General features: G+C 67.8%; 20 protein-coding genes. 10 read left to right on the top strand and 10 right to left on the bottom strand.

Annotated elements, in window-relative coordinates:
• The first annotated feature begins 55 nt into the window (after nucleotides 1-55).
• Nucleotides 56-1486 (top strand): APC family permease, encoded by a 1431-nt coding sequence (locus AC5Y46_RS14680; RefSeq protein ID WP_499941585.1) that lies wholly within the window; start codon nucleotides 56-58, stop codon nucleotides 1484-1486.
• Here AC5Y46_RS14680 and AC5Y46_RS14675 read toward each other — a convergent pair.
• Entirely contained in the window at nucleotides 1471-2343 is an 873-nt protein-coding gene (locus AC5Y46_RS14675; RefSeq protein WP_499941583.1) for a MaoC family dehydratase, read from the bottom strand. The genes AC5Y46_RS14680 and AC5Y46_RS14675 overlap by 16 nt on opposite strands.
• Nucleotides 2344-2437: 94 nt before the next feature.
• On the opposite strand from AC5Y46_RS14675, the gene AC5Y46_RS14670 reads away from it, so the two are divergent.
• Nucleotides 2438-3151, top strand: coding sequence for a histidine phosphatase family protein (locus tag AC5Y46_RS14670; protein WP_499941581.1), 714 nt, complete (start codon nucleotides 2438-2440; stop codon nucleotides 3149-3151).
• Between the two features lie 43 nt (nucleotides 3152-3194).
• Nucleotides 3195-5195 carry an SDR family oxidoreductase gene (locus AC5Y46_RS14665; protein WP_499941579.1) on the top strand — a complete coding sequence of 667 codons (2001 nt, stop codon included), beginning with the start codon at nucleotides 3195-3197 and terminating at the stop codon, nucleotides 5193-5195.
• Nucleotides 5196-5287: 92 nt separating this feature from the next.
• Here the strand turns inward: AC5Y46_RS14665 and cmaA1 are convergent, their stop codons facing one another.
• Nucleotides 5288-6163: a cyclopropane mycolic acid synthase CmaA1 gene (cmaA1, locus tag AC5Y46_RS14660; RefSeq protein WP_499941578.1), complete on the bottom strand. Its 876-nt coding sequence runs from the start codon at nucleotides 6161-6163 to the stop codon at nucleotides 5288-5290.
• A gap of 23 nt (nucleotides 6164-6186) precedes the next feature.
• Between cmaA1 and AC5Y46_RS14655 the strand changes: the two genes are divergently transcribed.
• The 3 genes from AC5Y46_RS14655 to AC5Y46_RS14645 all read left to right on the top strand — a co-directional run bounded on the left by AC5Y46_RS14655 (nucleotide 6187) and on the right by AC5Y46_RS14645 (nucleotide 8158).
• Nucleotides 6187-7101: a nucleoside hydrolase gene (locus AC5Y46_RS14655; RefSeq protein WP_499941576.1), complete on the top strand. Its 915-nt coding sequence runs from the start codon at nucleotides 6187-6189 to the stop codon at nucleotides 7099-7101.
• Nucleotides 7102-7186: 85 nt separating this feature from the next.
• Nucleotides 7187-7552: a hypothetical protein gene (locus AC5Y46_RS14650; protein WP_499941574.1), complete on the top strand. Its 366-nt coding sequence runs from the start codon at nucleotides 7187-7189 to the stop codon at nucleotides 7550-7552.
• Between the two features lie 267 nt (nucleotides 7553-7819).
• The gene (locus AC5Y46_RS14645; RefSeq protein ID WP_499941572.1) at nucleotides 7820-8158 is read left to right on the top strand and encodes a WhiB family transcriptional regulator; all 339 of its coding nucleotides are present in this window, start codon (nucleotides 7820-7822) and stop codon (nucleotides 8156-8158) included.
• 175 nt (nucleotides 8159-8333) lie between these two features.
• Here the strand turns inward: AC5Y46_RS14645 and AC5Y46_RS14640 are convergent, their stop codons facing one another.
• Together AC5Y46_RS14640 and imuA' are read right to left on the bottom strand one after the other, a co-directional pair.
• Nucleotides 8334-9866, bottom strand: coding sequence for a DNA polymerase Y family protein (locus AC5Y46_RS14640; RefSeq protein WP_499941885.1), 1533 nt, complete (start codon nucleotides 9864-9866; stop codon nucleotides 8334-8336).
• A gap of 39 nt (nucleotides 9867-9905) precedes the next feature.
• The gene (gene imuA', locus AC5Y46_RS14635; RefSeq protein WP_499941884.1) at nucleotides 9906-10526 is read right to left on the bottom strand and encodes a DnaE2-dependent mutagenesis accessory factor ImuA'; all 621 of its coding nucleotides are present in this window, start codon (nucleotides 10524-10526) and stop codon (nucleotides 9906-9908) included.
• A 306-nt stretch (nucleotides 10527-10832) separates the two neighbouring features.
• On the opposite strand from imuA', the gene AC5Y46_RS14630 reads away from it, so the two are divergent.
• Entirely contained in the window at nucleotides 10833-11645 is an 813-nt protein-coding gene (locus tag AC5Y46_RS14630; RefSeq protein WP_499941570.1) for an SDR family NAD(P)-dependent oxidoreductase, read from the top strand.
• A gap of 42 nt (nucleotides 11646-11687) precedes the next feature.
• On the opposite strand, the gene AC5Y46_RS14625 is transcribed toward AC5Y46_RS14630, so the two are convergent.
• Complete coding sequence (locus tag AC5Y46_RS14625; protein WP_499991944.1) at nucleotides 11688-12614, bottom strand: phytanoyl-CoA dioxygenase family protein; 927 nt, start codon at nucleotides 12612-12614, stop codon at nucleotides 11688-11690.
• 40 nt (nucleotides 12615-12654) lie between these two features.
• Nucleotides 12655-14220 (bottom strand): glutamine-hydrolyzing GMP synthase, encoded by a 1566-nt coding sequence (gene guaA, locus AC5Y46_RS14620; RefSeq protein ID WP_499991943.1) that lies wholly within the window; start codon nucleotides 14218-14220, stop codon nucleotides 12655-12657.
• A gap of 79 nt (nucleotides 14221-14299) precedes the next feature.
• Between guaA and AC5Y46_RS14615 the strand changes: the two genes are divergently transcribed.
• A complete protein-coding gene (locus tag AC5Y46_RS14615; protein WP_499941565.1) occupies nucleotides 14300-15097 on the top strand; it encodes a beta-phosphoglucomutase family hydrolase in 798 nt (265 codons plus the stop codon).
• Nucleotides 15094-17463 (top strand): glycoside hydrolase family 65 protein, encoded by a 2370-nt coding sequence (locus tag AC5Y46_RS14610; protein WP_499941563.1) that lies wholly within the window; start codon nucleotides 15094-15096, stop codon nucleotides 17461-17463. The genes AC5Y46_RS14615 and AC5Y46_RS14610 overlap by 4 nt, the downstream gene beginning before the upstream one ends.
• A gap of 25 nt (nucleotides 17464-17488) precedes the next feature.
• Here AC5Y46_RS14610 and AC5Y46_RS14605 read toward each other — a convergent pair whose 3' ends face one another.
• The gene (locus AC5Y46_RS14605) at nucleotides 17489-18058 is read right to left on the bottom strand and encodes a TetR/AcrR family transcriptional regulator (protein ID WP_499991941.1); all 570 of its coding nucleotides are present in this window, start codon (nucleotides 18056-18058) and stop codon (nucleotides 17489-17491) included.
• Nucleotides 18059-18152: 94 nt separating this feature from the next.
• Between AC5Y46_RS14605 and AC5Y46_RS14600 the strand changes: the two genes are divergently transcribed.
• The gene (locus tag AC5Y46_RS14600; protein ID WP_499991938.1) at nucleotides 18153-19052 is read left to right on the top strand and encodes a TauD/TfdA dioxygenase family protein; all 900 of its coding nucleotides are present in this window, start codon (nucleotides 18153-18155) and stop codon (nucleotides 19050-19052) included.
• A gap of 1 nt (nucleotide 19053) precedes the next feature.
• Here the strand turns inward: AC5Y46_RS14600 and AC5Y46_RS14595 are convergent, their stop codons facing one another.
• The 3 genes from AC5Y46_RS14595 to guaB all read right to left on the bottom strand — a co-directional run bounded on the left by AC5Y46_RS14595 (nucleotide 19054) and on the right by guaB (nucleotide 23611).
• Nucleotides 19054-20790 (bottom strand): GMC oxidoreductase, encoded by a 1737-nt coding sequence (locus tag AC5Y46_RS14595; protein WP_499941557.1) that lies wholly within the window; start codon nucleotides 20788-20790, stop codon nucleotides 19054-19056.
• 89 nt (nucleotides 20791-20879) lie between these two features.
• On the bottom strand, nucleotides 20880-22007 hold the full coding sequence (locus AC5Y46_RS14590) for a GuaB3 family IMP dehydrogenase-related protein (protein ID WP_499941882.1): 1128 nt from the start codon (nucleotides 22005-22007) through the stop codon (nucleotides 20880-20882).
• 14 nt (nucleotides 22008-22021) lie between these two features.
• Nucleotides 22022-23611, bottom strand: coding sequence for an IMP dehydrogenase (gene guaB, locus AC5Y46_RS14585; RefSeq protein ID WP_499941556.1), 1590 nt, complete (start codon nucleotides 23609-23611; stop codon nucleotides 22022-22024).
• Nucleotides 23612-23613: the final 2 nt, after the last annotated feature.

Here is a 23613-nt window from a genome sequence, read left to right as displayed (position 1 = left end):
GCTGTTCAGCGCCCGTGGTACGAACGTGTACTAACCAGCCCTGATCCTGGGCCGGATGCGGCTAGGAGGGCGTGCGATCAGCAAGCTCGGCTTCTGGAGCATCGTCATGCTCGGGATCAACGCGATCATCGGGGCGGGCATCTTCCTGACCCCGGGCGCGGTGATCAGGCTCGCCGGGCCACTGGCGCCGTTGGCCTACGTGCTGGCCGCCGCCTTCGCGGGCATCGTCGGAACCGTCTTCGCCACCGCCGCCCGCTACGTCAAGACCAACGGCGCGTCCTACGCCTACACGACGGCGGCGTTCGGCCAACGGATCGGTATCTACGTCGGCGTCACCCACGCCGTCGTGGCATCCATCGCCTGGGGGGTGCTGGCCTCGATCTTCGTGGCGACTTTTCTCAAAGTCGTCTTCCCGCATGAGAATTGGGCCAATGACACCCAGTTGATCAGTGTGAAGACGTTGACGTTCCTGCTCTTCGTCGCGGTGTTGCTGGTGATCAACCTGTTCGGCAACCGGGTGATCGAGTGGGCCAACGGAATCTCCACCGTGGGAAAGATATTCGCGCTTTCGCTGTTCATCCTGGGCGGGTTGTGGATCATCGTCGCGCGACACGTCAACGACTACGCCGCCGCGAGTTCGCCCGAGGTCTTCTCGCCCGCGCCCTACGCGTTATTCGGGTTCGTCCACCTCGGCCAGAGCAGCGCATCGGGATTGGTACTGGCCACGGTGGCCGCGTTGTACGCATTCACCGGTTTCGAATCGATCGCCAACGCCGCCGAGGAGATGCACGCGCCGGAACGAAATCTGCCGCGCGCCATACCGATATCGATTCTGGCCGTCGCCACCGTCTACGTGCTCGCGGTCACCGTGGCGATGCTGCTGGGTGCCGACCGGGTCGTGCATTCCACCGACACGGTCAAACTCGCCGCGGCCATCGGCAACGACGCCTTCCGCACCGTCGTGGTCTTCGGCGCCCTGGTGTCGATGTTCGGCATCAACGTCGCGGCATCGTTCGGCGCGCCGCGCCTGTGGACTGCGTTGTCTGCCACCAGAACTCTGCCGGCACGACTGTCGCGGAAGAACCGCTTCGGCGTCCCGATGCTCGCGTTCGCCATCACGGCGGCACTGGCCCTGGCGTTCCCACTGGCGCTGCGCTTCGACATCGAGAACCTGACCGGTCTCGCGGTGATCGCCCGGTTCGTCCAGTTCATCATCGTCCCGATCGCGCTGATCGCGTTGGCGCGCGACACCACCAGACATCCGAAGGTGAAACGAAACCGGTTCACCGACAAGGTGTTACCGGTTGCGGCCGTGGTGATCTCGGTGGCGCTGGCGGTGTCGTTCGACTACCGGCCGCTGCTGCTCACCCGGCAGGGCGGCGCGAATTACTTCTCGATCGTGTTGATCGTGCTCACGTTCGTCGTGGTGCCCGCGGCCGCCTATGCGCACTACTACCGGACCCTCGACCGTCAGGGCTCGACGTAGTCGACCTCACCGTCGTCGAGCACCAGCCGGGGCCCGAGTCCCTCGGCGCCGGATGCTTCGGTGCGGAACAGCGCTTTGCCCGGTTCGGTTTTCCAGATCAACGTCGACAACGTCTCGCCGGGGAACACCGGCTTGGTGAACCGCGCGGCGATCGAGGTGATGTTGGCGGCCACACCACCGCCGAGTTCGGCGACCAGGGCGCGACCCGACACCCCGTAGGTGCACAGCCCGTGCAGGATCGGGCGGGGGAACCCGGCCAGATTGGTGGCGAACCAGGGATCGCTGTGCAGCGGGTTGCGGTCCCCGGACAGCCGGTAGATCAGCGCCTGGTCCTCGCGCGTCGGTAGGTCGACCCGCGCGTCGGGCTCGCGGTCGGGAAACTCCGGGGCTGCCGGGCGCTCCCCCTTCTCGCCGCCGAAGCCGCCCTCACCGCGGATGACCAGGTTGGTCAGTGTCTCGGCGATCAGCGTCCCGCTGTCGGGATCCTTGCCTTGGCCGCGCAGCATCAGCACGGCGTTCTTGCCCTCGCCCTTGTCCTGGATGTCGACCACCTCGCTGACCACGGACAGCTTCCCGGCCGGCGGCAGCGGCGCGTGCAACCGGACGGACTGCGAGCCGTGCAGCAGCATCGCCCAGTTGAAGCTGCCCACCTTGCCGGCCGCACCGAAGGCCGGGCAGCAGATCACCGCGTAGGTCGGCAGCACCTGCTGCGGAACGTCGTGACTGTTCTCGGTGGTGAACGGCAGGTCGTCGATGCCGGCGCCGACACCGAGCGCGTAGAGCAGAGTGTCCCGGTCTGTCCATTCGAACAGCTGCGGCTCGGTCACTGCGCCTACGGCACTGGGGTCAATCGGCATACGAGTCTCCTCCAGATTCCAAAATCGGCACTTTCTCCGAAGTAACCATCGCAAACCCTTCCCACCGACGGTGTCGGCAGGGCAGGCTATCGCCATGGCGAAGCGCACCAGGATCGGGAAGGCCCTCACTGTCTCAGTAGTGCTCGTCGCGGCGGTCCTCGTCGGGGCATGCGGCGGCAGCACCCCGCAGGCACGCAGCATCACGTTGACCTTCATCCGGAACGCGCAATCGCAGGCCAACGCCGACGGTGTCATCGACACCGTGGAGCCGGGTCCCAGCCTCACCACCGAAGGCCAGACACAGGCACAACAGCTGGCCCGTCAGGTGGGACGCAGCGACTTCGACTGGATTTACACCTCGCCCATGGCCGCCGACCAGCAGACCGCGGCGCCGTTGGCCAGCGAACTGGGTAAGCACGCCGAGATCGTGAAGGGCCTGCAGGCCATCAACGCCGGCTGGTTCAACGGCAAGCCGGAGGCGATGGCCAGTTCGACCTACCTGCTGGCGCCGGTCCGCTGGCTCGACGGCGATATCGACACCAGCATCCCGGGCTCGCTGAGCGGCACCGATTTCAATTCCCAGTTCACCGGTGCGATTCGCAAGATCTACGACAGTGGCCACAACAAGCCCGTCGTGTTCTCCCAGGGGACGGCGATCATGGTGTGGACCCTGATGAACGTCAAAAACCCCAAGACGTCGCTGCTGAACAGCCACCCTCTGCCCAATGTCGGGCGGGTGGTCATATCGGGCAACCCGGTCACCGGCTGGAAGCTGGTGGACTGGGACGGCGTGCGCAGCTTCACCTGACCCACTGTTGACGCGGGCAGCGCGTGCCGCCACGATGGGCTGCATGCGGTATGTCGTTACCGGCGGTACCGGGTTTATCGGGCGCCGAGTCGTGTCCCGGCTGTTGGACCGACAACCCGATGCGCAGGTCTGGGTGCTGGTCCGCCGGCAGTCGCTGGGGCGCTTCGAGCGCCTCGCCCTGCAGTGGGATGAGCGGGTGCGGCCGCTGGTCGGCGAGCTGCCCGAATTGCAGCTGACCGACCAGATCATCGCCGAACTCGGCACGGTCGACCATGTCGTGCACTGCGCGGCGATCTACGACATCACCGCCGGCGATGCCGAGCAGCGCGCCACCAACGTCGAAGGCACCCGCGCGGTGATCGCGCTGGCGCAGCGACTCGACGCCACCCTGCATCACGTGTCGTCGATCGCGGTGGCGGGCGACTTCCGTGGCGAGTACACCGAGGACGACTTCGACGTCGGACAGCAGTTGCCGACCCCGTATCACCAGACGAAGTTCGAGGCCGAGGCGCTGGTGCGGGCCGCCCCCGGTTTGCGGTACCGGGTGTACCGGCCCGCGGTGGTGGTGGGCGATTCGCGCACCGGTGAGATGGACAAGGTCGACGGGCCGTACTACTTCTTCGGCGTGTTGCGCAAGCTGGCCGTGTTGCCGCGGTTCACCCCGTTGATGCTGCCCGACACCGGGCGCACCAACATCGTCCCGGTCGACTACGTGGCCGACGCGCTGGTCGCACTCATCCACGCCGAGGGACGGGATCAACAGACGTTCCACCTGACCGCACCCACCACGATCGGCCTGCGTGGCATCTACCGGGGGATCGCGCGGGAGGCCGGATTGCCGCCACTGCGGGGGTCGCTGCCCCGCTCGACGGCCACCTCGGTACTCAGGGCCAGCGGCCGTGCCAAGGTGCTGCGCAACATGGCGGCCACCCAGCTGGGAATTCCCGCCGAGGTGCTCGACGTCGTCGACCTGGCGCCCACCTTCGTCAGCGACGAGACACGGAAAGTGTTGCACGACAGCGGGATCGAAGTCCCTCCGTTCGCCTCCTACGCACCCGGGTTGTGGCGGTACTGGGCCGAGCACCTGGATCCCGACCGGGCCCGGCGCGACGATCCGCGAGGTCCGCTGGTGGGCCGGCACGTCATCATCACCGGCGCGTCCAGCGGGATCGGCCGGGCCTCGGCGATCGCCGTCGCAGACCGCGGCGCAACGGTTTTCGCGCTAGCCCGCAACGGAGACGCCCTCGACCAACTGGTCGCCGACATCCGCGCCAACGGGGGCAAGGCTCACGCTTTCACCTGCGACGTCACCGATTCCGCGTCGGTGGAGCACACCGTCAAGGACATCCTGGGCCGCTTCGACCACGTCGACTATCTGGTCAACAACGCAGGCCGGTCGATCCGCCGGTCGGTGGTCAACTCCACCGATCGCCTCCACGACTACGAACGGGTGATGTCGGTCAACTACTTCGGTGCGGTGCGGATGGTGTTGGCGTTGCTGCCGCACTGGCGGGAGCGGCGGTTCGGTCACGTCGTCAACGTGTCCAGCGCCGGCGTGCTGGCCCGCAACCCGAAATACAGTTCCTACCTGCCCACCAAGGCGGCGTTGGACGCGTTCTCCGACGTGGTCTCCTCCGAGACGCTGTCCGACCACATCACCTTCACCAACATCCACATGCCGCTGGTGTCCACCCCGATGATCGTGCCGTCGAAGCGGCTCAACCCGGTGCCGGCCATCAGCGCCGAGCGCGCCGCGGCGATGGTGGTCCGAGGGCTGGTCGACAAGCCGGTGCGCATCGACACCCCGTTGGGCACTCTGGCCGAAGCCGGCAACTACTTCGCGCCGAGAACCGCGCGGCGCATTCTGCATCAGCTGTATCTGGGTTATCCCGATTCGCGTGCCGCTCGCGGCGTGGCTGAACCGATTGCGGCGCAATCCATTTCGCGACGCCCGCAGCGCCCGTCCCGGTCCGTGGTCCGAGCGGTGGGAGTGCCCCGCCCGGTCAGGCGACTGGTGCGGTTGGTGCCCGGGGTGCACTGGTAGACCCATGTCGCCGGCGCACGTTTAGCCGCACGCCACCGCGGTACGCCGCGGCCCAGCGCCATCCTGGGGGTCACCTTCGATTCGCGGTGAGCTTACTTCTCGCAGGTGAATTGGTTGACGTCGATGTAGCCGATCCGGAACATCTCGGCGCAGCCGGTCAGGTATTTGACGTAGCGCTCGTAGACTTCTTCGGACTGCAGCGCGATCGCCTGATCCCGGTGGGCTTGCAGCGCCGCCGACCAGATGTCGAGAGTCCTGGCGTAGTGCGGCTGCAGGGACTGCACCCGGGTCACGTCGAAGCCGTTGGCGGTGGCGCGCTCCTGCACCATCGGGATGGAGGGCAGCCGTCCACCCGGAAAGATCTCGGTGACAATGAATTTCACGAACCGGGCGAACTCGAAGGTCAACGGCAACCCGCGTTCCTTCATTTCCAACGGATGCAGCCCGGTGATGGTGTGCAGCAGCATGATTCCGTCGTCGGGCAGGATGCGGTGGGCGAGGGTGAAGAACGCGTCGTAGCGCTCGTGCCCGAAGTGCTCGAAGGCCCCGATGCTGACGATGCGGTCGACGGGTTCGTCGAACTGCTCCCAGCCCTGCAACAGAACCCGCTTGGCGCGCGGACTGTCCGAAGCCGCGAACAGGCGCTCGACGTGATCGGCCTGATTCTTGCTCAAGGTGAGGCCGACGACGTCGACGTCGTACTTCTGCACCGCACGCATCATGGTGGCGCCCCACCCGCAGCCGACGTCGAGCAGCGTCATCCCGGGCTGCAGCCCGAGCTTGCCCAACGCCAGGTCGATCTTGGCGATCTGCGCCTGTTCCAGCGTCATGTCCTCGCGCTCGAAGTACGCGCAACTGTAGGTCTGGGTGGGGTCGAGAAAGAGCCGGAAGAAGTCGTCGGACAGGTCGTAATGGGCTTGGACGTCGTCGAAGTGCGGCGCCAGGGCGTCTTCGGGCGGTTCGGACATCAGGCCAGCGTATCGTTACGTCGGTGAACGCGGTCTTTGCCGACGTGGACACCGGCATCGACGACGCGATCGCCTTGATCTATCTGCTGGCCAGTCCAGAGGCCGACTTGATCGGGATCGGCTCGACCTGCGGCAACATTCCGGTCGACCAGGTGTGCGCGAACAACCTCGGTCTGCTCCAACTGTGCGGCGCCGCCGGGATACCGGTGTCCCGGGGTGTCGACCAACCACTGACCGGCCCGGTTCCGTTTCGGCGAGATGGTCACGGCCTCAAGGGTTTAGGGTATGCCGAGCTGTCGGCCCCCGGCCATCCGGTCACCGAGTACGACGCCGCGACGGCATGGGTGCGCGCCGCTCGCGCCCACCCCGGCGAGTTGGTCGGACTGGTGACCGCGCCGCTGACCAATCTGGCGCTGGCACTGCGTCTGGAGCCGCAGCTGCCGATGCTGCTGCGGCGCCTGGTGATGATGGGCGGCTCATACGACGAGCAGCCGCAGCCCGAATGGAACATCAGGGTGGACCCGAAAGCAGCCGTCGACGTCTTCGCCGCGTTTGCAGACCGCCCTCCCGTGGTGTGCGGGCTGAACTTGACCCGCCAGGTCGCGATGACCCCGGAGATCCTGGCCAGGCTGTCCGGGCCGTCCCGGATCTTCCGATTCGTCCAGGACGCGTTGCGGTTCTACTTCGAGGTGCACCGCGAACGCGGCGACGGCTATCTGGCGTACATGCACGACCCGCTGGCCGCGGCGGTGGCGTTGGACCCGGAGCTGATCTCGACCCGGGCCGCGACGGTGCAGGTCGAACCCGACGGCGCGATCACGACCGATTGGACCGGGACTCGAAACCCCAACGCGCATATCGGAGTTCACGTCGATCCCATGACGTTTCTGGATCGGCTGGTGGGACGGGTGACGGCATTGGCGCACCGAGTGGGTTGACCGGGGGCTCCGGCGCAAGATTTTCGCAAGTCCCGCGCACTAACGTCGCGCTCGTCGGGTAACGGCAACAGATCGGCGAGTCCTCATGAGAAGACTGATCGTGGGTTTGGCAGTGATCGTGCTGATGGCGGGTGACGTCGCCGCGGTGACCGGCGCGGGCGCCGCTGGGGCCGCACCCGTGGCCCCGGTGCCGCTGGGCTCCTGGCCCGGCTGTCCCGAAGACCACCCGGAAGGCCCGTGCCGCTGGTGCCCGGGCGACCCTCCGGTCCAGACCGGCAACCTCCGGGTGAACCCGGTGGTGTGGGACGAGACCGTCTGTCATACCTACTACTACGTCTACTCGGGCCAGGGGAACGTGGCGCAGAACATCTGGGACGGGGAGAATCCGCCGGCTCCCCCGCCGTGGCCGCCGGGTCTCAACTTCTGCCCGATCCCGCCCTGGTGCCCCTGAGCCGGCGCGCATCACCGCCCTACGCTGCACGAACGGACAAACCGAGGGTTAAGACAGCCCAGCCGAGACCATACCGAAAAGATGGTACATCAGTCCCAAAAATACCGTGTTGAACTGTTGCGCAATTGCCCCCTCGACCCTTAATTTATTAAGCACGGTGAGATTCAGGTCACGTGTGACGAGACGGGCTACGAAACACAGACCACTCGACCAGCACCACGGGAGGCGGCCGCGCATCGCGGCTGGGAGTTAAAAAGGGGACCATTCGTGTCAGGAACACGTCCGGCCGCGCGGCGGCTGAACCTTGTCGCGGTGAGCAGTGCGCAGGATGACGGCGATCGGGCCTGGGTGTCGCAGGCTTTGTGCCGGACCAAAGACCCTGATGAGCTGTTCGTCACCGGTGCCGCGCAGCGCCAGGCCGCCGCCATGTGCCGGCACTGCCCCGTCCTGCAGCAGTGCGGTGCCGACGCCCTGGACAACCGCGTCGAGTTCGGCGTCTGGGGTGGCATGACCGAACGGCAGCGCAGGGCATTGCTCAAGGAGCACCCCGAGGTGGTGTCGTGGTCGGCCTTCCTGGACAAGCGCAAGAAGCGCTCCGTCGGATAGCCCCGCAGCCCTGAAGCCGCGCGCTTCATCATTACTTTTCTGTTACAGCAATTGCATTTCCGCAGGTCAGCGGCATTATCAGGCTTTTGCGGTTAGATCGCCGTCAAATACGGGGTTAAAACAAGACACCTGGGCCGCATCTGAGCATGTCCCCGTTGGCCGGTAGCTGCGGGAATCACTCGTAGATTCCCTCCACGTACCACCTCCGCTGCCGGTAGCAGAGCAGCAGCGCACGCTCACTTTCCAACAGCACCTGGGCGCGCGCCACCCGCCCAGGACCGGGCCGGTCATCCCACCACCGCTCGTCGACCGGCCAGGGGCCGGCCCACCAACGCAGCCGGTCGTCGCGGCCCCCCACGTTCAGTCGGGAAGGGTCGGCGGAGAACAACCCCCGGTTGGTCACCCGGATCGGGTTGCCTTGCCCGTCTACCAGTTCCACCGGGTCGTCGAGCAGCACCGCCGGCGACGGAGCGGGCAATTGTCCCGGCCAGGGCTGAGCTGGGTCGGCGGCGAGCACCGGCTCGTCCCCCAGCGGGGTCAGGGTGATGCGCTCGGCCGGCCCACGGCCGCCGGCCAGCACCGGCACCTGCACCGCCTCCGGACCGAGCAGACCCTGGACCCGCACCAGCGCCCGTCGGGCCCGGAGCCGGTCTTCCTCCCCGAGACCGCCCCACAGCGGCAGTTGCAGCGCCTCGGCCGAAACCACCTCGACCGCCTGCAGCCGCAGCAGCGTCACCGGCGCGTCCAGGGGCCGGCCGCGCGCGAGCCGATGACTCAACCACCCGTCCAGCTGCCAGCGCACCCGGTCGGCGGTGGCGTCCTCGGTCAACGGTTCGGCGCACCGCCATACCCGGCTCAGTTCTTCCCCGGTGGCGGTGACGGCGTGAATGGCCAGCCGGGTGCATCCCACCCCGGAGGCCAGCAGCACCTGATGCAGCGAGGCGGCCAGTGACCGTCCGGCGAAAGCCGCGGCGTCGACCCGGTCGATCGGCGGGTCGCAGTCCAGCACGGCCTCGAGTTCCGGCGGTGGCTCCCGCCCGGACGGCGCCCGTTCCGGCTCGCCGCGGGCGAACCGGTGCGCGGTCACCGCGTCGGCCCCGAACCGGGAGGCGACGTCGGTACGAGACAGCGCCGCGAACTGACCGATAGTGCGAATCCCCATGCGCCACAACAGGTCCACGAGTTCCTCCCGGCCCGCACCGGACAGGCTGGGCTCGGTGGCCAGTTGGCGGATCGACAGCGCCGCCAAGAACCGCGCGTCGCCTCCCGGTTGCACGACGCGGCCGGCCCGCGCGGCGAAGACCGCGGTGGACAGACCGTCGGCGATCCCGACCTGACACTCGGCACCGGCGGCGGACACCGCGTCGATCATCTTCTCGGCGGCCAGCTTCTCGGACCCGAAGAACCTGGCCGCTCCGCGCACCGGCAGCACCAGCAGCCCGGGTCGCAGCACCTCGGCCCGGGGCACCAGGTCGTCCACCGCGGCGATCACCCCTTCGAAGAACCGGGCGTCGCGGTCGGCGTCGGCGGGCGCGAGGTGCAGTTGCGGGCACCGGGCCGCCGCCTCCCGGCGCCGCAGCCCGCGCCGCACTCCGAACGCGCGGGCCGTCGCCGAGCAGGCGATAACCCGGTTGGCCAACGTGACCGCGACCGGTGCCGTCGCGGGCTGGCCGGCGGCCGCCGCCGCTGCGACCGCGGGCCAATCCATGCACCAGATCGCCAGCACCCGAGAATCAGGCACCGCAATTCACCCGGTTCGCCAGCGGCCGATCGTCCGCCCCCCGGCGCACACCTGCAGCCGCACCCCGTTGATGCGCCCGAACCCAGGCACGGGCTTGCCCGTCCCGAAAGGCGTGGTGATGTCGTAGCCGCAGATCCGGGCCTCCAGTCGTGTCGATGCTCCTTCCCAATCTCCGTCGGTGACCAGCACCGTGCATCCTTTGCTGCGGGCACGGGCCACCACCGCCCGCGCCCGGGTCCGCGTCACCCGGCGCCCACCCAGGCCGAGAACCACCAGATCCATGCCGTCGATCAGCACCGCGGCCACCTCCACCGGATCGTTGCCGGGATCGGGAATCACGGCCAGCCGACTCAGATCCGCCCCCATCTCCACCGCAGCCAGCAACCCGATATCGGGCTGACCGACGATCACCGCGTTACCGCCGTCGGCCGTCACCGTGGCCACCATGCGCAGCAGCAGGGACCGCGCCCCGGACAACACCGCCACCGTTCCCCGCGGCACCAGCGCGCGCTCCGTCGGCAACAGGGCGTCCGCCTGGGCGGGATCCTTTCCGGACAGCGCAGCCATCTTCTGCCGGAGCTGTTTCAGCTGTTCAGCACGCTGGTCGGACGCCAAAGCCGCGGTCATGACCAGCCTCCCGACACCCATTCATTCGAAAATATGTTCGATAAAGGTGAGTAAACACCGACCCTCCGACAACCGTCAAGAAACGCGAGAGGCTGCTTTATGCGCCCGATGCTGGTGTGGCTGCTGGCATGTAATGGGGATCTGCCGGTGGTCACACCAGCCCCACTGGACACACGCGGAGTTTGAATGTGAACCCTGGGCCTTCAGCGTGAAATCTCGGCGGGATTTTCGCCGGCCGTTTTCCCGCCGTGAGCTCACCCCGACCAGCAGGCACCCGAATCGGCGGCAGCAGCAATACTTTCAGCCATGCCCCTGGATCCAGCAAGCATTCTCCTGACCGACCGGGTCGCAGTCGTGACCGGCGGTGGCGCCGGTATCGGCCGCGGCATCGCCGCGGGTCTGACCGCGTTCGGCGCCAAGGTGGCGATCTGGGAACGCAACCCCGAATCGTGCGCATCGGCCGCCGAGGCGATCGGCGCGCTGGGCATTCCGACCGACGTGCGCGACAGCGCCGCCGTCGACGCCGCACTTGCCCGGACCGTAGCCGAACTCGGACCGGTCACCATCCTGGTCAACAACGCGGGCGGCGTCTTCTGGTCGGGCATTCTCGACACCAGCGAGAACGGCTGGGACGCGCTGTACCGGTCCAACTTGCGTCATGTCTACCTGTGCACCCAACGGGTGGCGCGCGGCATGGTGGAGCAGAAGTTGACCGGCAGCATCATCAGCGTCACGTCGATCGAAGGGGTGCGCGCCGCACCGGGCTACGCCACCTACGCCGCGGCCAAGGCCGGGGTCATCAACTACACCAAGACCGCAGCGCTCGAACTCGCACCGCACGGCATCCGGGTCAATGCGCTGGCGCCCGACATCACTCTCACCGAAGGCATCGCGGCGATGGCACCCCCGGGCTCCGAGGAGCGGTTCGGCCTGACCGTGCCGCTGGGACGCGCCGGTCATGTCGACGAGATGGCCGGCGCCGCAGTGTTTCTCGCCTCGGACATGGCCAGCTACATCACCGGGCAGACAATCCACGTCGACGGCGGCACGCACGCGGCAAGCGGCTGGTATCACCACCCCGAGACCGGCGGCTACGCGCTCGGCCCGGCCAGCGGTTAGGCGCCCTGTCCAGGACGAGCAACGCGGCGCAGGGTCGCCCGATCAGATGGCTGCGACGCCCGTCGGCACCGGAAACCCGGAAGGCAACGCGACGCCCGGCATATAGCGCTGGAAGAGCGAGGTGGCGATGGCCGCGACGTCGTCGGACAGCGGATACATGTGCCGATACTGCAAGACCTGTTTGCCGACCAGCCCGAGCCGCTCCTGGAAGCTCGGCACCCGGGCCGGATCCAGCAACGGGCTGTTGAACGGCGCGCGGTCGGCGCGCTGGAACTCGAAGGCGGCGCTGATCCGCGCCTCGGTTCCCAGCCGGCTGCCGCGCCCGCCCCAGTGCAGCACCGCCTGGTTCCAGGCCAACATCGAACCCGCCGTGGCCGGCAGCGCCCGGATGTCCTGCGGGTTGTAGACGGTGGTGTTGTTCTCCCCGTCCCAGCGACGTTGCCGGAACCGGTCGTCGAGATGGGCGGGCAGCATGTACATGCATCCGTTGAGCGGCGTGGCGTCGGTGAACGGCAACCACACGGTCAGGGTGTGCGGCGAGTTGTCGGGATCCAGCGTGGTCATCAACCGGTCGCGGTGCGGACCCCAACCCACGGAGTTCTCGCTGGGGTTGACGTGCCAGACCCAGAAGTCGGGCAGCGCCCAGTAGTCCGCGCCGAGCACGCCGCTCAGGAACTCGGACAGTCCCTGAAACGCCAGCCACAACTCGTCGTAGACGAACGCGAACGCCAACGGGATCCCGTGCCGGGACAGCGTCGACACGGCCGCGCGGATGGGTGCGACGGTCGCTTCCGGCAGCACTCCGGGTACCTGCACATAACCCTCGCGCTTCAGATCGGCCAGCAGGGGCTCGACCCGACCGACCGTCGCCGGTGCGCCGGGTCTGCCCGACTCGATCGACAACCCAGGGCACAGCTCGCCCCAGAATTCGCGACGCTCCGCCTGAGCAGCTGAAAGGGCAGCGATCATCGCGACATCGTAACCCGCATCGCGGGCGGCAGCGGCTGGATTACTCCCACTCGATGGTGCCGGGCGGTTTGCTGGTGACGTCCAGCACCACCCGATTGACTTCGCGAACCTCGTTGGTGATCCGGGTCGAGATCCGCTCGAGCACCTCGTAGGGCACCCGGGTCCAGTCGGCGGTCATGGCGTCCTCACTGGACACCGGACGCAGCACGATCGGATGCCCGTAGGTACGTCCGTCGCCTTGCACACCCACCGAGCGCACGTCGGCCAATAACACCACCGGGCACTGCCAGATCTGGTGGTCCAGGCCCGCCGCGGTCAGTTCCTCGCGCACGATCGAATCGGCGCGCCGCAACGTCTCCAACCGCTCGGCGGTGACCTCACCGACGATCCGGATGCCCAGTCCCGGCCCCGGAAACGGTTGGCGCGCAACGATTTCCTCGGGCAGGCCGAGTTCCCGTCCGACCGCGCGCACCTCGTCTTTGAACAGCAGCCGCAACGGCTCGACGAGCTTGAACTTCAGGTCGTCGGGCAGGCCGCCGACGTTGTGGTGACTCTTGATGTTCGCGGTGCCGCTGCCGCCGCCGGATTCCACCACGTCCGGATACAGCGTGCCCTGCACCAGGAACTCGACCTCGGCGTCCTCTTCTTTCACGACATCGAGCACCGCGCCCTCGAACGCCCGGATGAACTGGCGGCCGATGATCTTGCGCTTGCCCTCCGGGTTACGCACCCCCGACAACGCATCCAGGAAGGTTTGCGCCGCGTCCACGGTGACCAGATGGGCGCCGGTGGCCGCGACGAAATCGCGCTCCACCTGAGCGCGCTCGCCGGCCCGCAGCAACCCGTGGTCGACGAACACACACGTCAGGCGGTCACCGATGGCACGCTGCACCAGCGCGGCGGCCACCGCGGAATCCACCCCACCGGACAGGCCGCAGATCGCGTGACCCTCGCCGATCTGCGCGCGCACCTGCTCGACCAATGCACTGGCGATGTTGGCGGGCGTCCATTCCGAGCCGATCCCGGCGAACTCGTGCAGGAACCGGCTGAGCACCTGCTGGCCGTGCGGCGTGTGCATGACCTCCGGGTGGTACTGCACGCCGGCCAGACGACGCTCCCGGGACTCGAACGCCGCCACCGCCGCGCCGGCGCTGCTGGCCACCACGTCGAATCCCTCCGGCGCCGCGGTGACCGCGTCACCGTGGCTCATCCACACCGGCTGCACCGTAGGTAGATCCGAATGTAGTTGACCACCAAGGACTTTCAGTTCGGTGCGGCCGAACTCGCTGGTGCCGGTGCGGGCGACGGTGCCGCCGAGCGCGGCCGCCATGGCCTGAAACCCGTAGCAGATCCCGAATACCGGCACCCCGAGGTCGAACAGCGCCGGATCCAGTTGCGGGGCGCCCTCGACGTAAACGCTGGACGGCCCGCCGGAAAGCACCACCGCCAGCGGATCCCGGTCCCGGATCTCCTCGATCGTGGCGGTATGAGGGACGACCTCGGAAAATACCCGTGCTTCGCGGACCCTGCGGGCGATCAACTGGGCGTACTGTGCACCGAAGTCGACCACCAACACGGGCCGCGGCGAGGCTGATTCCACGGGCACCGAGTTTAGTGGTTGGCCGCGCTTGGGTAGGCACCCTGCGAGGCAACGACGGCAAGCACTGTCGGAACTGCGCGACAGGATGCGAACTGCTGGCGCCGATTCCTGCGAAAGTGAGGTTCCCGTGCTGGGTCTGCCCGACAAGGTGCGTGCGTGTTTGTTCGACCTCGACGGGGTGCTCACCGATACCGCGGGTGTGCACACCAAGGCGTGGAAGCAGATGTTCGATGCTTTCCTCTCCGAACGGGCCGAACGCGAGGGCGAGGAGTTCGTGCCCTTCGATCCGGAGTCCGACTACCGCCAGTACGTGGACGGCAAGAAGCGCGAGGACGGGGTGCGCTCGTTCCTGGAGAGCCGCGACATCGACTTACCCGACGGCGATCCCGATGATCCGGGCGACAAGGACACGGTGCACGGGCTGGGCACCCGCAAGAACGACATGTTCCAGAAGGTGCTGCACGAGGACGGCGTCAAGGTCTTCGAAGGATCGCGGCGCTACCTGGAGGCGGCAGCCGAAGCCGGCCTGGCCATCGCGGTGGTCTCGTCGAGTGCCAACACCCGCGATGTTCTGGAGATCACCGGACTGGACCGGTTCGTCGAAAAACGGGTGGACGGTGTCACGTTGCGGGAGGAGAACATCACCGGCAAACCCGCCCCGGATCCCTACCTGCGCGGGGCGGAGTTGCTCGAGGTCGAACCCGAAGCGGCAGCGGTGTTCGAGGACGCGATCTCCGGTGTGCAGGCCGGGCGGGCCGGCAACTTCGGCATCGTGGTCGGTGTCGACCGGGTGGGCCAGGCCGAAGACCTGCGTCGCAACGGCGCCGACGTGGTGGTGACCGACCTGGCCGAGCTTCTCGACGACGACGGGGAACAGTCGTGATCTCCCAGGAATCCTTCCCCGTCGAGCCGTGGCAGATTCGCGAGACCCAACTCAACCTGAACGTGCTGGCCCAGTCGGAGTCGGTGTTCGCGTTGTCCAACGGGCACATCGGATTGCGCGGCAACCTCGACGAGGGGGAGCCCTACGGTCTGCCGGGCACCTATCTGAATTCCTTCTACGAGATCCGGCCGCTGCCCTACGCCGAGGCGGGATACGGCTACCCCGAGGGCGGGCAGACCGTCGTCGACGTCACCAACGGCAAGATCATCCGGCTGATGGTCGACGACGAGCCCTTCGACGTCCGCTACGGCGAATTGCTGGACCACGAACGGATTCTCGACTTGCGTGCCGGCACGATGACCCGTTGCGCGCGCTGGCGCTCCCCCACCGGCAAGCAGGTCGAGGTGACCTCCACCCGGCTGGTCTCGCTGGTGCACCGCAGTGTGGCGGCCATCGAGTACGTGGTCGAGGCCATCGACGACTTCTCCCGCGTGACGGTGCAGTCCGAACTGGTCACCAACGAGGATCAGCCGCAGACCTCCGACGACCCGCGGGTGGCGGCCATCCTGGAGAATCCGCTGGAGGCCGTCGACCACGAAAGCAAGGACTGCCGAGCAATTCTCATGCACCGGACGCGCAGCAGCGCGCTGATGATGGCGGCCGCCATGGACCATGAGATCGAGGTCGAGGGACGCTACGAGGTCACCACCGACGCCCGACCGGACCTGGCCCGCATCACGTTCATCTGTGGTCTGCGCCCCGGGCAGAAGCTGCGCATCGTCAAATACCTCGCCTACGGTTGGTCGAGCCTGCGGTCGCGGCCGGCGCTGCGCGACCAGGCCGCCGCGGCGTTGACCAGCGCGCGCTACAGCGGTTGGCAGGGTCTGGTAGACGGGCAACGTGCCTACCTGGACCTGTTCTGGGACGCCGCCGACGTGGAAGTCGAAGGCGACCCGGAGAGTCAGCAGGCGGTGCGGTTCGGGATGTTTCATCTGTTGCAAGCCAGTGCCCGCGCCGAGCGGCGGGCCATCCCCAGCAAGGGGCTCACCGGAACCGGTTACGACGGCCACGCCTTCTGGGACACCGAGGCTTTTGTGCTACCGGTACTCACCTACACCGCCCCGCACGCGGTCGCCGACGCCTTACGGTGGCGAGCCTCCACGCTGGACCTGGCCAAGGAGCGGGCCGCCGAACTCGGCCTGGACGGCGCGGCTTTCCCGTGGCGCACCATTCGCGGTCAGGAATGCTCGGCGTACTGGCCGGCCGGCACGGCGGCCTGGCACATCAACGCCGACATCGCGATCGCCTTCGACCGCTACCGGGTCATCACCGGCGACGACTCGCTGGAAGAGGAATGCGGTCTGCCGGTGCTGATCGAGACCGCACGACTGTGGATGTCGCTGGGACACCACGACCGTAACGGCGTCTGGCACCTCGACGGGGTCACCGGTCCCGACGAGTACACCGCGATCGTGCGCGACAACGTCTTCACCAACTTGATGGCAGCCAACAACCTGCGCATCGCCGCCGACGCCGCCAAGCGTCACCCCGACAAGGCGGGCGGGATGGGGGTCACCACAGAGGAGATGGCTGCCTGGCGCGACGCGGCCGACTCGGTGAACATCCCTTACGACGAGGAACTGGGCGTCCATCAGCAGTGCGAAGGGTTCACCACCTTCGCCGAATGGGACTTCGAGACGAACACCACCTACCCGCTGCTGCTGCACGAACCGTACGTGAAGCTCTATCCCGCACAGGTGATAAAACAGGCCGACCTGGTGCTGGCCATGCAGTGGCAGAGCAGCGCGTTCACCCCGGAGCAGAAGGCTCGCAACGTCGACTACTACGAGCGCCGCACGGTGCGCGACTCGTCGCTGTCGGCCTGCTCCCAGGCGGTGATGTGCGCCGAGGTCGGGCACTTGGAGCTGGCCCACGACTACGCCTACGAGGCCGCGCTGATCGATCTGCGCGACCTGCACGAGAACACCCGCGACGGCCTGCACATGGCGTCGCTGGCCGGGGCGTGGATGGCGCTGGTCGTGGGTTTCGGTGGGTTGCGCGACGACGAGAATGTACTGTCGCTGGACCCGCAATTGCCCGACGGCATCTCACGATTGCGATTCCGGTTGCGCTGGAAGGGTTTCCGGCTGACCGTCGACACCGATCATGAAAACGTCTGCTACACGTTGCGCGACGGACCACGCACCGAGTTGATCATTAAGCACGCCGGTGAGGAGGTCACCCTCAACACCGAAGAATCAGCGACCTTCCCGGCGCGGGAGCGCAAGGCGTTGCTGCCGCCGCCGCCGCAACCGCCGGGGCGCGACCCGTTGCGCCGGCGGTCCCTGGCGCGGGCGTCGGATTGAGGCGCCGCACCAATCCCAGTCAGCCTCAGTCGGGTTCGAGCATCCGGGCGGCCTCGGCGAGCACCGCCTGACGCAGATCGGCCTCAGGCAACTCCTCAAGACCCGTGGCGGTACGCAGCATCGGTTCGAACAACCGCCAACCCATCTGCAGCGCAAGGGCATTGGCGACGGCCAGCCGGGCTGTCGGGTGATCTTCGAAGCGGGTCAGCACATCTTCGAGCAGCGGGGCGATGTTGGGGAAACGGGTCTGCAACTGCTGCGCCGGGTAGCCGTCGAGCAGCGCCCGGGCCCACACCCGCATCTGGCGGTCCAGCGCCTTCTCCACCACCTCGGGGGAGGCGTCGGACGCGAGCAGTTCGGTCAGGTCGGCGCCCAGGTAGTCCAGCACGGCCCCGACCAACCGTTCCTTGGCGCCGAAGTGACGAAACACCAAGCCGTGGTTGACTTTTGACCGGGCAGCAATGTCGCGGATCGACGTTGCCGCCGGGCCGCGCTCGGCGAACAGGTCGGCGGCGGCCTGCAAGACCGCCGCGGCCACCTCTTCCTTTCCGGTGGGAATCGGGCCGCGCGAAGCGCCGGCCGACCGTGTAGTCACGCGTCTACATTAGCCCTTGCCGTCGCGTAGTCAGCCGACTACACTCTGCCTTGTGTAGTCAAACGACTACACTTCCTTGTAGAGGACGGCCACCATGACCAACCAGATGACAGTGCAGAAACTGGGCAGCCGCATCGGCGCCGAAATCGCCGGCGTGCGCCTGGACGGCGATCTGCCCGATGCCGCGGTCGAAGACATCCGCGACGCGCTGCTGACCCACAAGGTCATCTTCTTCCGCAACCAGCACCACCTCGACGACGCCCGGCAACTCGCCTTCGCCGCACTGCTCGGCACCCCGATCGGCCACCCGGCGGCCGTCGCGTTCGCGCCGGACGCGCCGGTCATCACCCCGATCAACTCCGAGTTCGGCAAGGCCAACCGCTGGCACACCGATGTCACCTTCGCCGCCAACTACCCCGCGGCCTCGATCCTGCGCGCGGTCACGCTGCCCAGCTACGGCGGCTCGACGTTGTGGGCCAACACCGCAACCGCCTACGCCGCACTGCCCGAGCCGCTGAAGTGTCTGGTCGACAACCTGTGGGCGTTGCACACCAACCGCTACGACTATCTGGATAAGGCAGTCAACACCGAACCGACGACCGACGCGCAGCGGGCGTTCCGGGAGGTGTTCGAGAAGCCGGACTACCGCACCGAGCACCCGGTGGTGCGTGTGCACCCCGAAACCGGTGAACGCACCCTGGTCGCCGGTGACTTCGTCCGCAACTTCGTCGGCCTGGACAGCCAGGAATCCAGCGCGCTGTTCGACCTATTACAGCGCCGAATCACCGTGCCGGAGAACACCATTCGGTGGAACTGGGCGCCCGGTGACGTCGCCATCTGGGACAACCGGGCCAGCCAGCACCGGGCCGTCGACGACTACGACAACCAACACCGGTTGATGCACCGGGTCACCCTGATGGGCGATGTGCCCGTCGACGTGCACGGGCAGCGCAGCCGGGTGGTCAGCGGGGCGCCGCTGGCGCTGGCCGGCTGAGTCAGCCGGTCTTGGTAACCGGCTCGATCGGCAGCCAGCGCAGCGCGCCCGGCGCGTCGGCCGGCACCACCGGGTGCTCGGGCTCGATCGGGTCGAGCCGGCGGTAGTCGTCGCCCTGCAGCGGCCGCAGGTCGTCCTGGCCCTTGTTCGGCCACAGCGACGCGGCCCGCTCGGCTTGGGCGGTGATCGACAGCGACGGGTTGACGCCCAGGTTCGCCGAGATCGCTGCGCCGTCGACGACGAACATCGTCGGGTAGCCGTAGACGCGGTGATACGGGTCGATGACTCCGTTGGCGGGGCTGTCGCCGATGGCCGCGCCGCCCAGGAAGTGGGCGGTCAGCGGGATGTTGAACAGCTCGCCCCAGGTGCCGCCGGCCACGCCGTCGATCTTCTCGGCGATACGGCGCGTCACCTGGTTGCCGACCGGGATCCAGCTGGGGTTGGGCTCGCCGTGGCCCTGCTTGCTGGAGAACCAGCGGATGCCCAGCTTGCCCCGCTTGGTGAACGTGGTGATCGAGTTGTCCAGGTGTTGCATCACCAACGCGATCATGGTGCGTTCACTCCACTGTTTGGGGTAGAGCAGCCGCAGCATCTTCCGCGGATCCTCGCCGGCTTGGTCCAGCAACTGCCGCCAGCGCGGCACGTCGGTCCCCTCCGGCCCGGTCCCGTCGGTCATCAACGTCTGCAGCAACCCCATCGCGTTGGAGCCCTTGCCGTACCGGACCGGCTCGACGTGGGTGTCCGACGTCGGATGGATCGACGAGGTGATCGCCACCCCGTGCGTCAAATCCAGCTCCGGGTTCACGCTCAGTGTCGCCGCGCCGACGATCGACTCGGAGTTGGTCCGGGTCAGCACGCCCAGCTTTTCGGAGAGCCGCGGTAGCTTGCCCTTGTCGCGCATGTTGAACAACAGATGCTGGGTTCCCCAGGTGCCGGCGGCCAGGATCAGGTTCGCCGCGGTGTAGGTGCGGCGGTCGCGGCGCAGCCAACTGCCGGTGCGCACCGTCTTGACCTCCCACAGCCCGTCGGCGCGCTGTTCGAACCCTTTCACCGTCGTCATCGGAATCACTTCGGCCCCAGCCGATTCCGCCAACGCGAGATAGTTCTTCAACAGCGTGTTCTTGGCGCCGTATCGGCAGCCGGTCATGCAGCACCCGCACTCCAGGCATCCGGTGCGCGCCGGTCCGGCACCGCCGAAGTACGGGTCGGGCACCGTCACGCCCGGCGTCTTCTGCCCGTCGGCGCCGAAGAACACCCCGACCGGGGTGGGCACCCAGGTGTCGCCGCAACCCATCTCCTCGGCAACCTCTTTGACGATGCGGTCGGCGTCGGTGAACGTCGGGTTGTAGACGACGCCCAGCATCCGCTGGGCTTGCTCGTAGTGCGGCATCAGTTCGTCGCGCCAGTCGGTGATGTGCTTCCACTGCTGGTCGTTGAAGAACGGCTCCGGCGGGATGTAGAGGGTGTTGGCGTAGTTCAGCGAGCCGCCACCGACGCCGGCGCCCGCCAGGATCAGCACGTTCTTCAGCGGGTGGATGCGCTGGATGCCGTAGCAGCCGAGCCTCGGCGCCCAAAGGAATTTACGCAGGTCCCACGAGGTTTTCGCGAACTGGTCGTCTTCGTAGCGGCGGCCGGCTTCGAGCACACCTACCCGGTAGCCCTTCTCTGTCAGGCGCAGCGCGCTGACGCTGCCGCCAAAACCCGAACCGATGATCAGGACGTCGTAATCCGGTTTCATGGCTGCATAGCCTACGGCGAGCAGACGCAGAATCGCACAAATCCCATGGCAGGAGCGCGATTCTGCGTCTGCTCGCGGCCCGCGCCAAACTAGCTGGCGACGGTCAGGCCGACTTTCTGAAACTCTTTGAGATCGCAGTACCCGGCTTTTGCCATCGCCCGACGCAGCCCGCCGACCAGATTCAGGGTGCCGAACGGGTCATCCGACGGGCCGTTGAGGACCCGCTCCAGCGGCGGCCGTTCGCCCAGCGCGATCTGCAGCAGCGCCCCGCGCGGCAACGACGGGTGCGCCGCGGCCGACGGCCAGAACCAGCCCTCTCCCAGCGCCTCGGCGGCCTCGGCCAGCGGGGTGCCCAGCACCACCGCGTCGGCGCCGCACGCGATCGCCTTGGCCAGCTCGCCGGAATTGTGGATGTCGCCGTCGGCCAGCACGTGCACGTAGCGCCCGCCGGTCTCGTCGAGGTATTCGCGCCGCGCGGCCGCGGCGTCGGCGATCGCGGTGGCCATCGACACGCTGATGCCCAGCACCTCGTCGGTGGTGGTCACGCCGCGGGTGGCGCCGTAGCCGACGATCACCCCGGCCGCACCGGTGCGCATCAGGTGCAGCGCGGTGCGGTGGTCCTGCACCCCGCCGGCGACCACCGGGATGTCGAGTTCGGAGATGAAGCTCTTCAGGTTCAGCGGCTCACCGTCGCGCGCCACCCGCTCGGCCGAGACGATGGTGCCCTGGATGACCAGCAGGTCCACCCCGGCCTGCACCAGCACCGGCGTCAGCGCCTGCGCGTTCTGCGGGCTGACCCGCACCGCAGTCGTCACCCCGGCCTCCCGGATGCGGGCCACCGCGGCGCCGAGCAGTTCGGGATTCAGCGGGGCCGCGTGCAGCTCCTGCAGCAACCGGATCGCCGCCGACGGTTCGGGTTCCTTGCTGGCGGCCTCGACCAGCTGAGCGACCTTGGCCTGCACGTCGGCATGCCGGCCGATCAGCCCCTCGCCGTTGAGCACCCCCAGACCGCCCAGCCGGCCCAGCTCGATGGCGAACTCCGGAGATACCAGGGCGTCGGTGGGGTGGGCCAGCACCGGGATCTCGAAGCGGTAGGCGTCCAGTTGCCAGGCGGTGGAGACGTCCTGCGACGATCGGGTGCGCCGCGACGGCACGATGTTGATCTCACTGAGTTCATAGGTGCGACGGGCGTTGCGGCCCATGCCGATTTCGACCATGGCCAATTCGCTGTTCACCGCGCGTAGTAATTGGGCGCTTCGACCGTCATCGCGACGTCGTGCGGGTGGCTTTCCTTCAGGCCCGCCGGTGTGATCCGGACGAACTGCGCCTGCTGCAGCACCTCGATGGACGGCGAGCCGGTGTAACCCATCGCCGCGCGCAACCCGCCGGTCAGCTGGTGGATCACCGACGCCAGCGGACCTCGGAACGGTACCCGTCCCTCGATGCCCTCGGGCACCAGCTTGTCCTCGGAGAGCGCGTCGTCGGCGAAGTAGCGGTCCTTGGAGTACGACTTGCCACCGCCGCGACCCTGCATGGCGCCCAACGACCCCATGCCGCGGTAGCTCTTGTACTGCTTGCCGTTGACGAAGATCAGCTCGCCGGGCGCCTCTGCTGTGCCGGCCAACAGTGAGCCCAGCATGGCGGTCGACGCGCCGGCGGCCAGCGCCTTGGCGATGTCGCCGGAATACTGCAGCCCGCCGTCGGCGATCACCGGCACACCCGCCGGGGCGCACACCGCGACCGCCTCCAGAATCGCCGTGATTTGTGGGGCCCCGACCCCGGCGACCACCCGGGTGGTGCAGATCGAACCCGGGCCCACGCCGACCTTCACCGCGTCGGCACCGGCGTCGACCAGCGCCGCGGCCGCCGAGCGGGTCGCGACGTTGCCGCCGACCACCTCGACCCGTTCACCGACCTCGAGTTTGAGCTTGTTCACCATGTCCAGCACCAGGCGGTTGTGCGCGTGCGCGGTGTCCACCACCAGCACGTCCACTCCGGCGTCGACCAGCATCATCGCCCGTACCCAGGCGTCGCCGCCGACCCCGACGGCCGCCCCGACCAGCAATCGGCCGTCGCTGTCCTTGGTGGCCAGCGGGTGTTGCTCGGTTTTGACGAAGTCCTTGACGGTGATCAGCCCGGTCAGCCGGCCGCGGCCGTCGACGATCGGCAGCTTCTCGATCTTGTTGCGGCGCAACAGGCCCAGCGCCGCCGACGCGCTGACACCCTCCTGGGCGGTGATCAGCGGCGACTTGGTCATCACTTCGGCGACCTGCTTGTTCTGGTCGACCTCGAAGCGCATGTCGCGGTTGGTGATGATCCCGACGAGGGCGCCGTCGTCGTCGACGACCGGCAGACCCGAGATCCGGAACCTCGCGCACAGCGCGTCTACCTGGGCCAGCGTGTTGTCGGGGCGGCAGGTGACCGGGTCGGTGACCATGCCGGCCTCGGAGCGTTTGACCATCTCGACCTGCCCGGCCTGCTCGGCGACCGGCAGGTTGCGGTGCAGCACACCCATGCCGCCGGCGCGGGCCATGGCGATCGCCATGCGCGACTCGGTGACGGTGTCCATCGCGGAGCTGACCAGCGGCACCTTGAGCCGGATCCGCTTGGTGAGCTGGCTGGCGGTGTCGGCGGTGGCGGGCACCACATCCGAGGCGGCCGGCAGCAGCAGGACGTCGTCGAACGTCAGTCCCAGCATCGCGATCTTGTGCGGGTCGTCGCCGCCGGTCGGTACCGACTCCTCGGACAGCCCGCCGACCCGCACGTAGGAGCTGCCGACCAGGTCGGAGCTGTCTTCGAGGCCGGACATGCCACGGGACATCG

The organism is Mycobacterium sp. NGS59 (genome assembly GCF_059812345.1).
The sequence above is the reverse complement of the archived record's forward strand: the minus strand, read 5'-3'. Positions and strand labels throughout refer to the sequence as shown.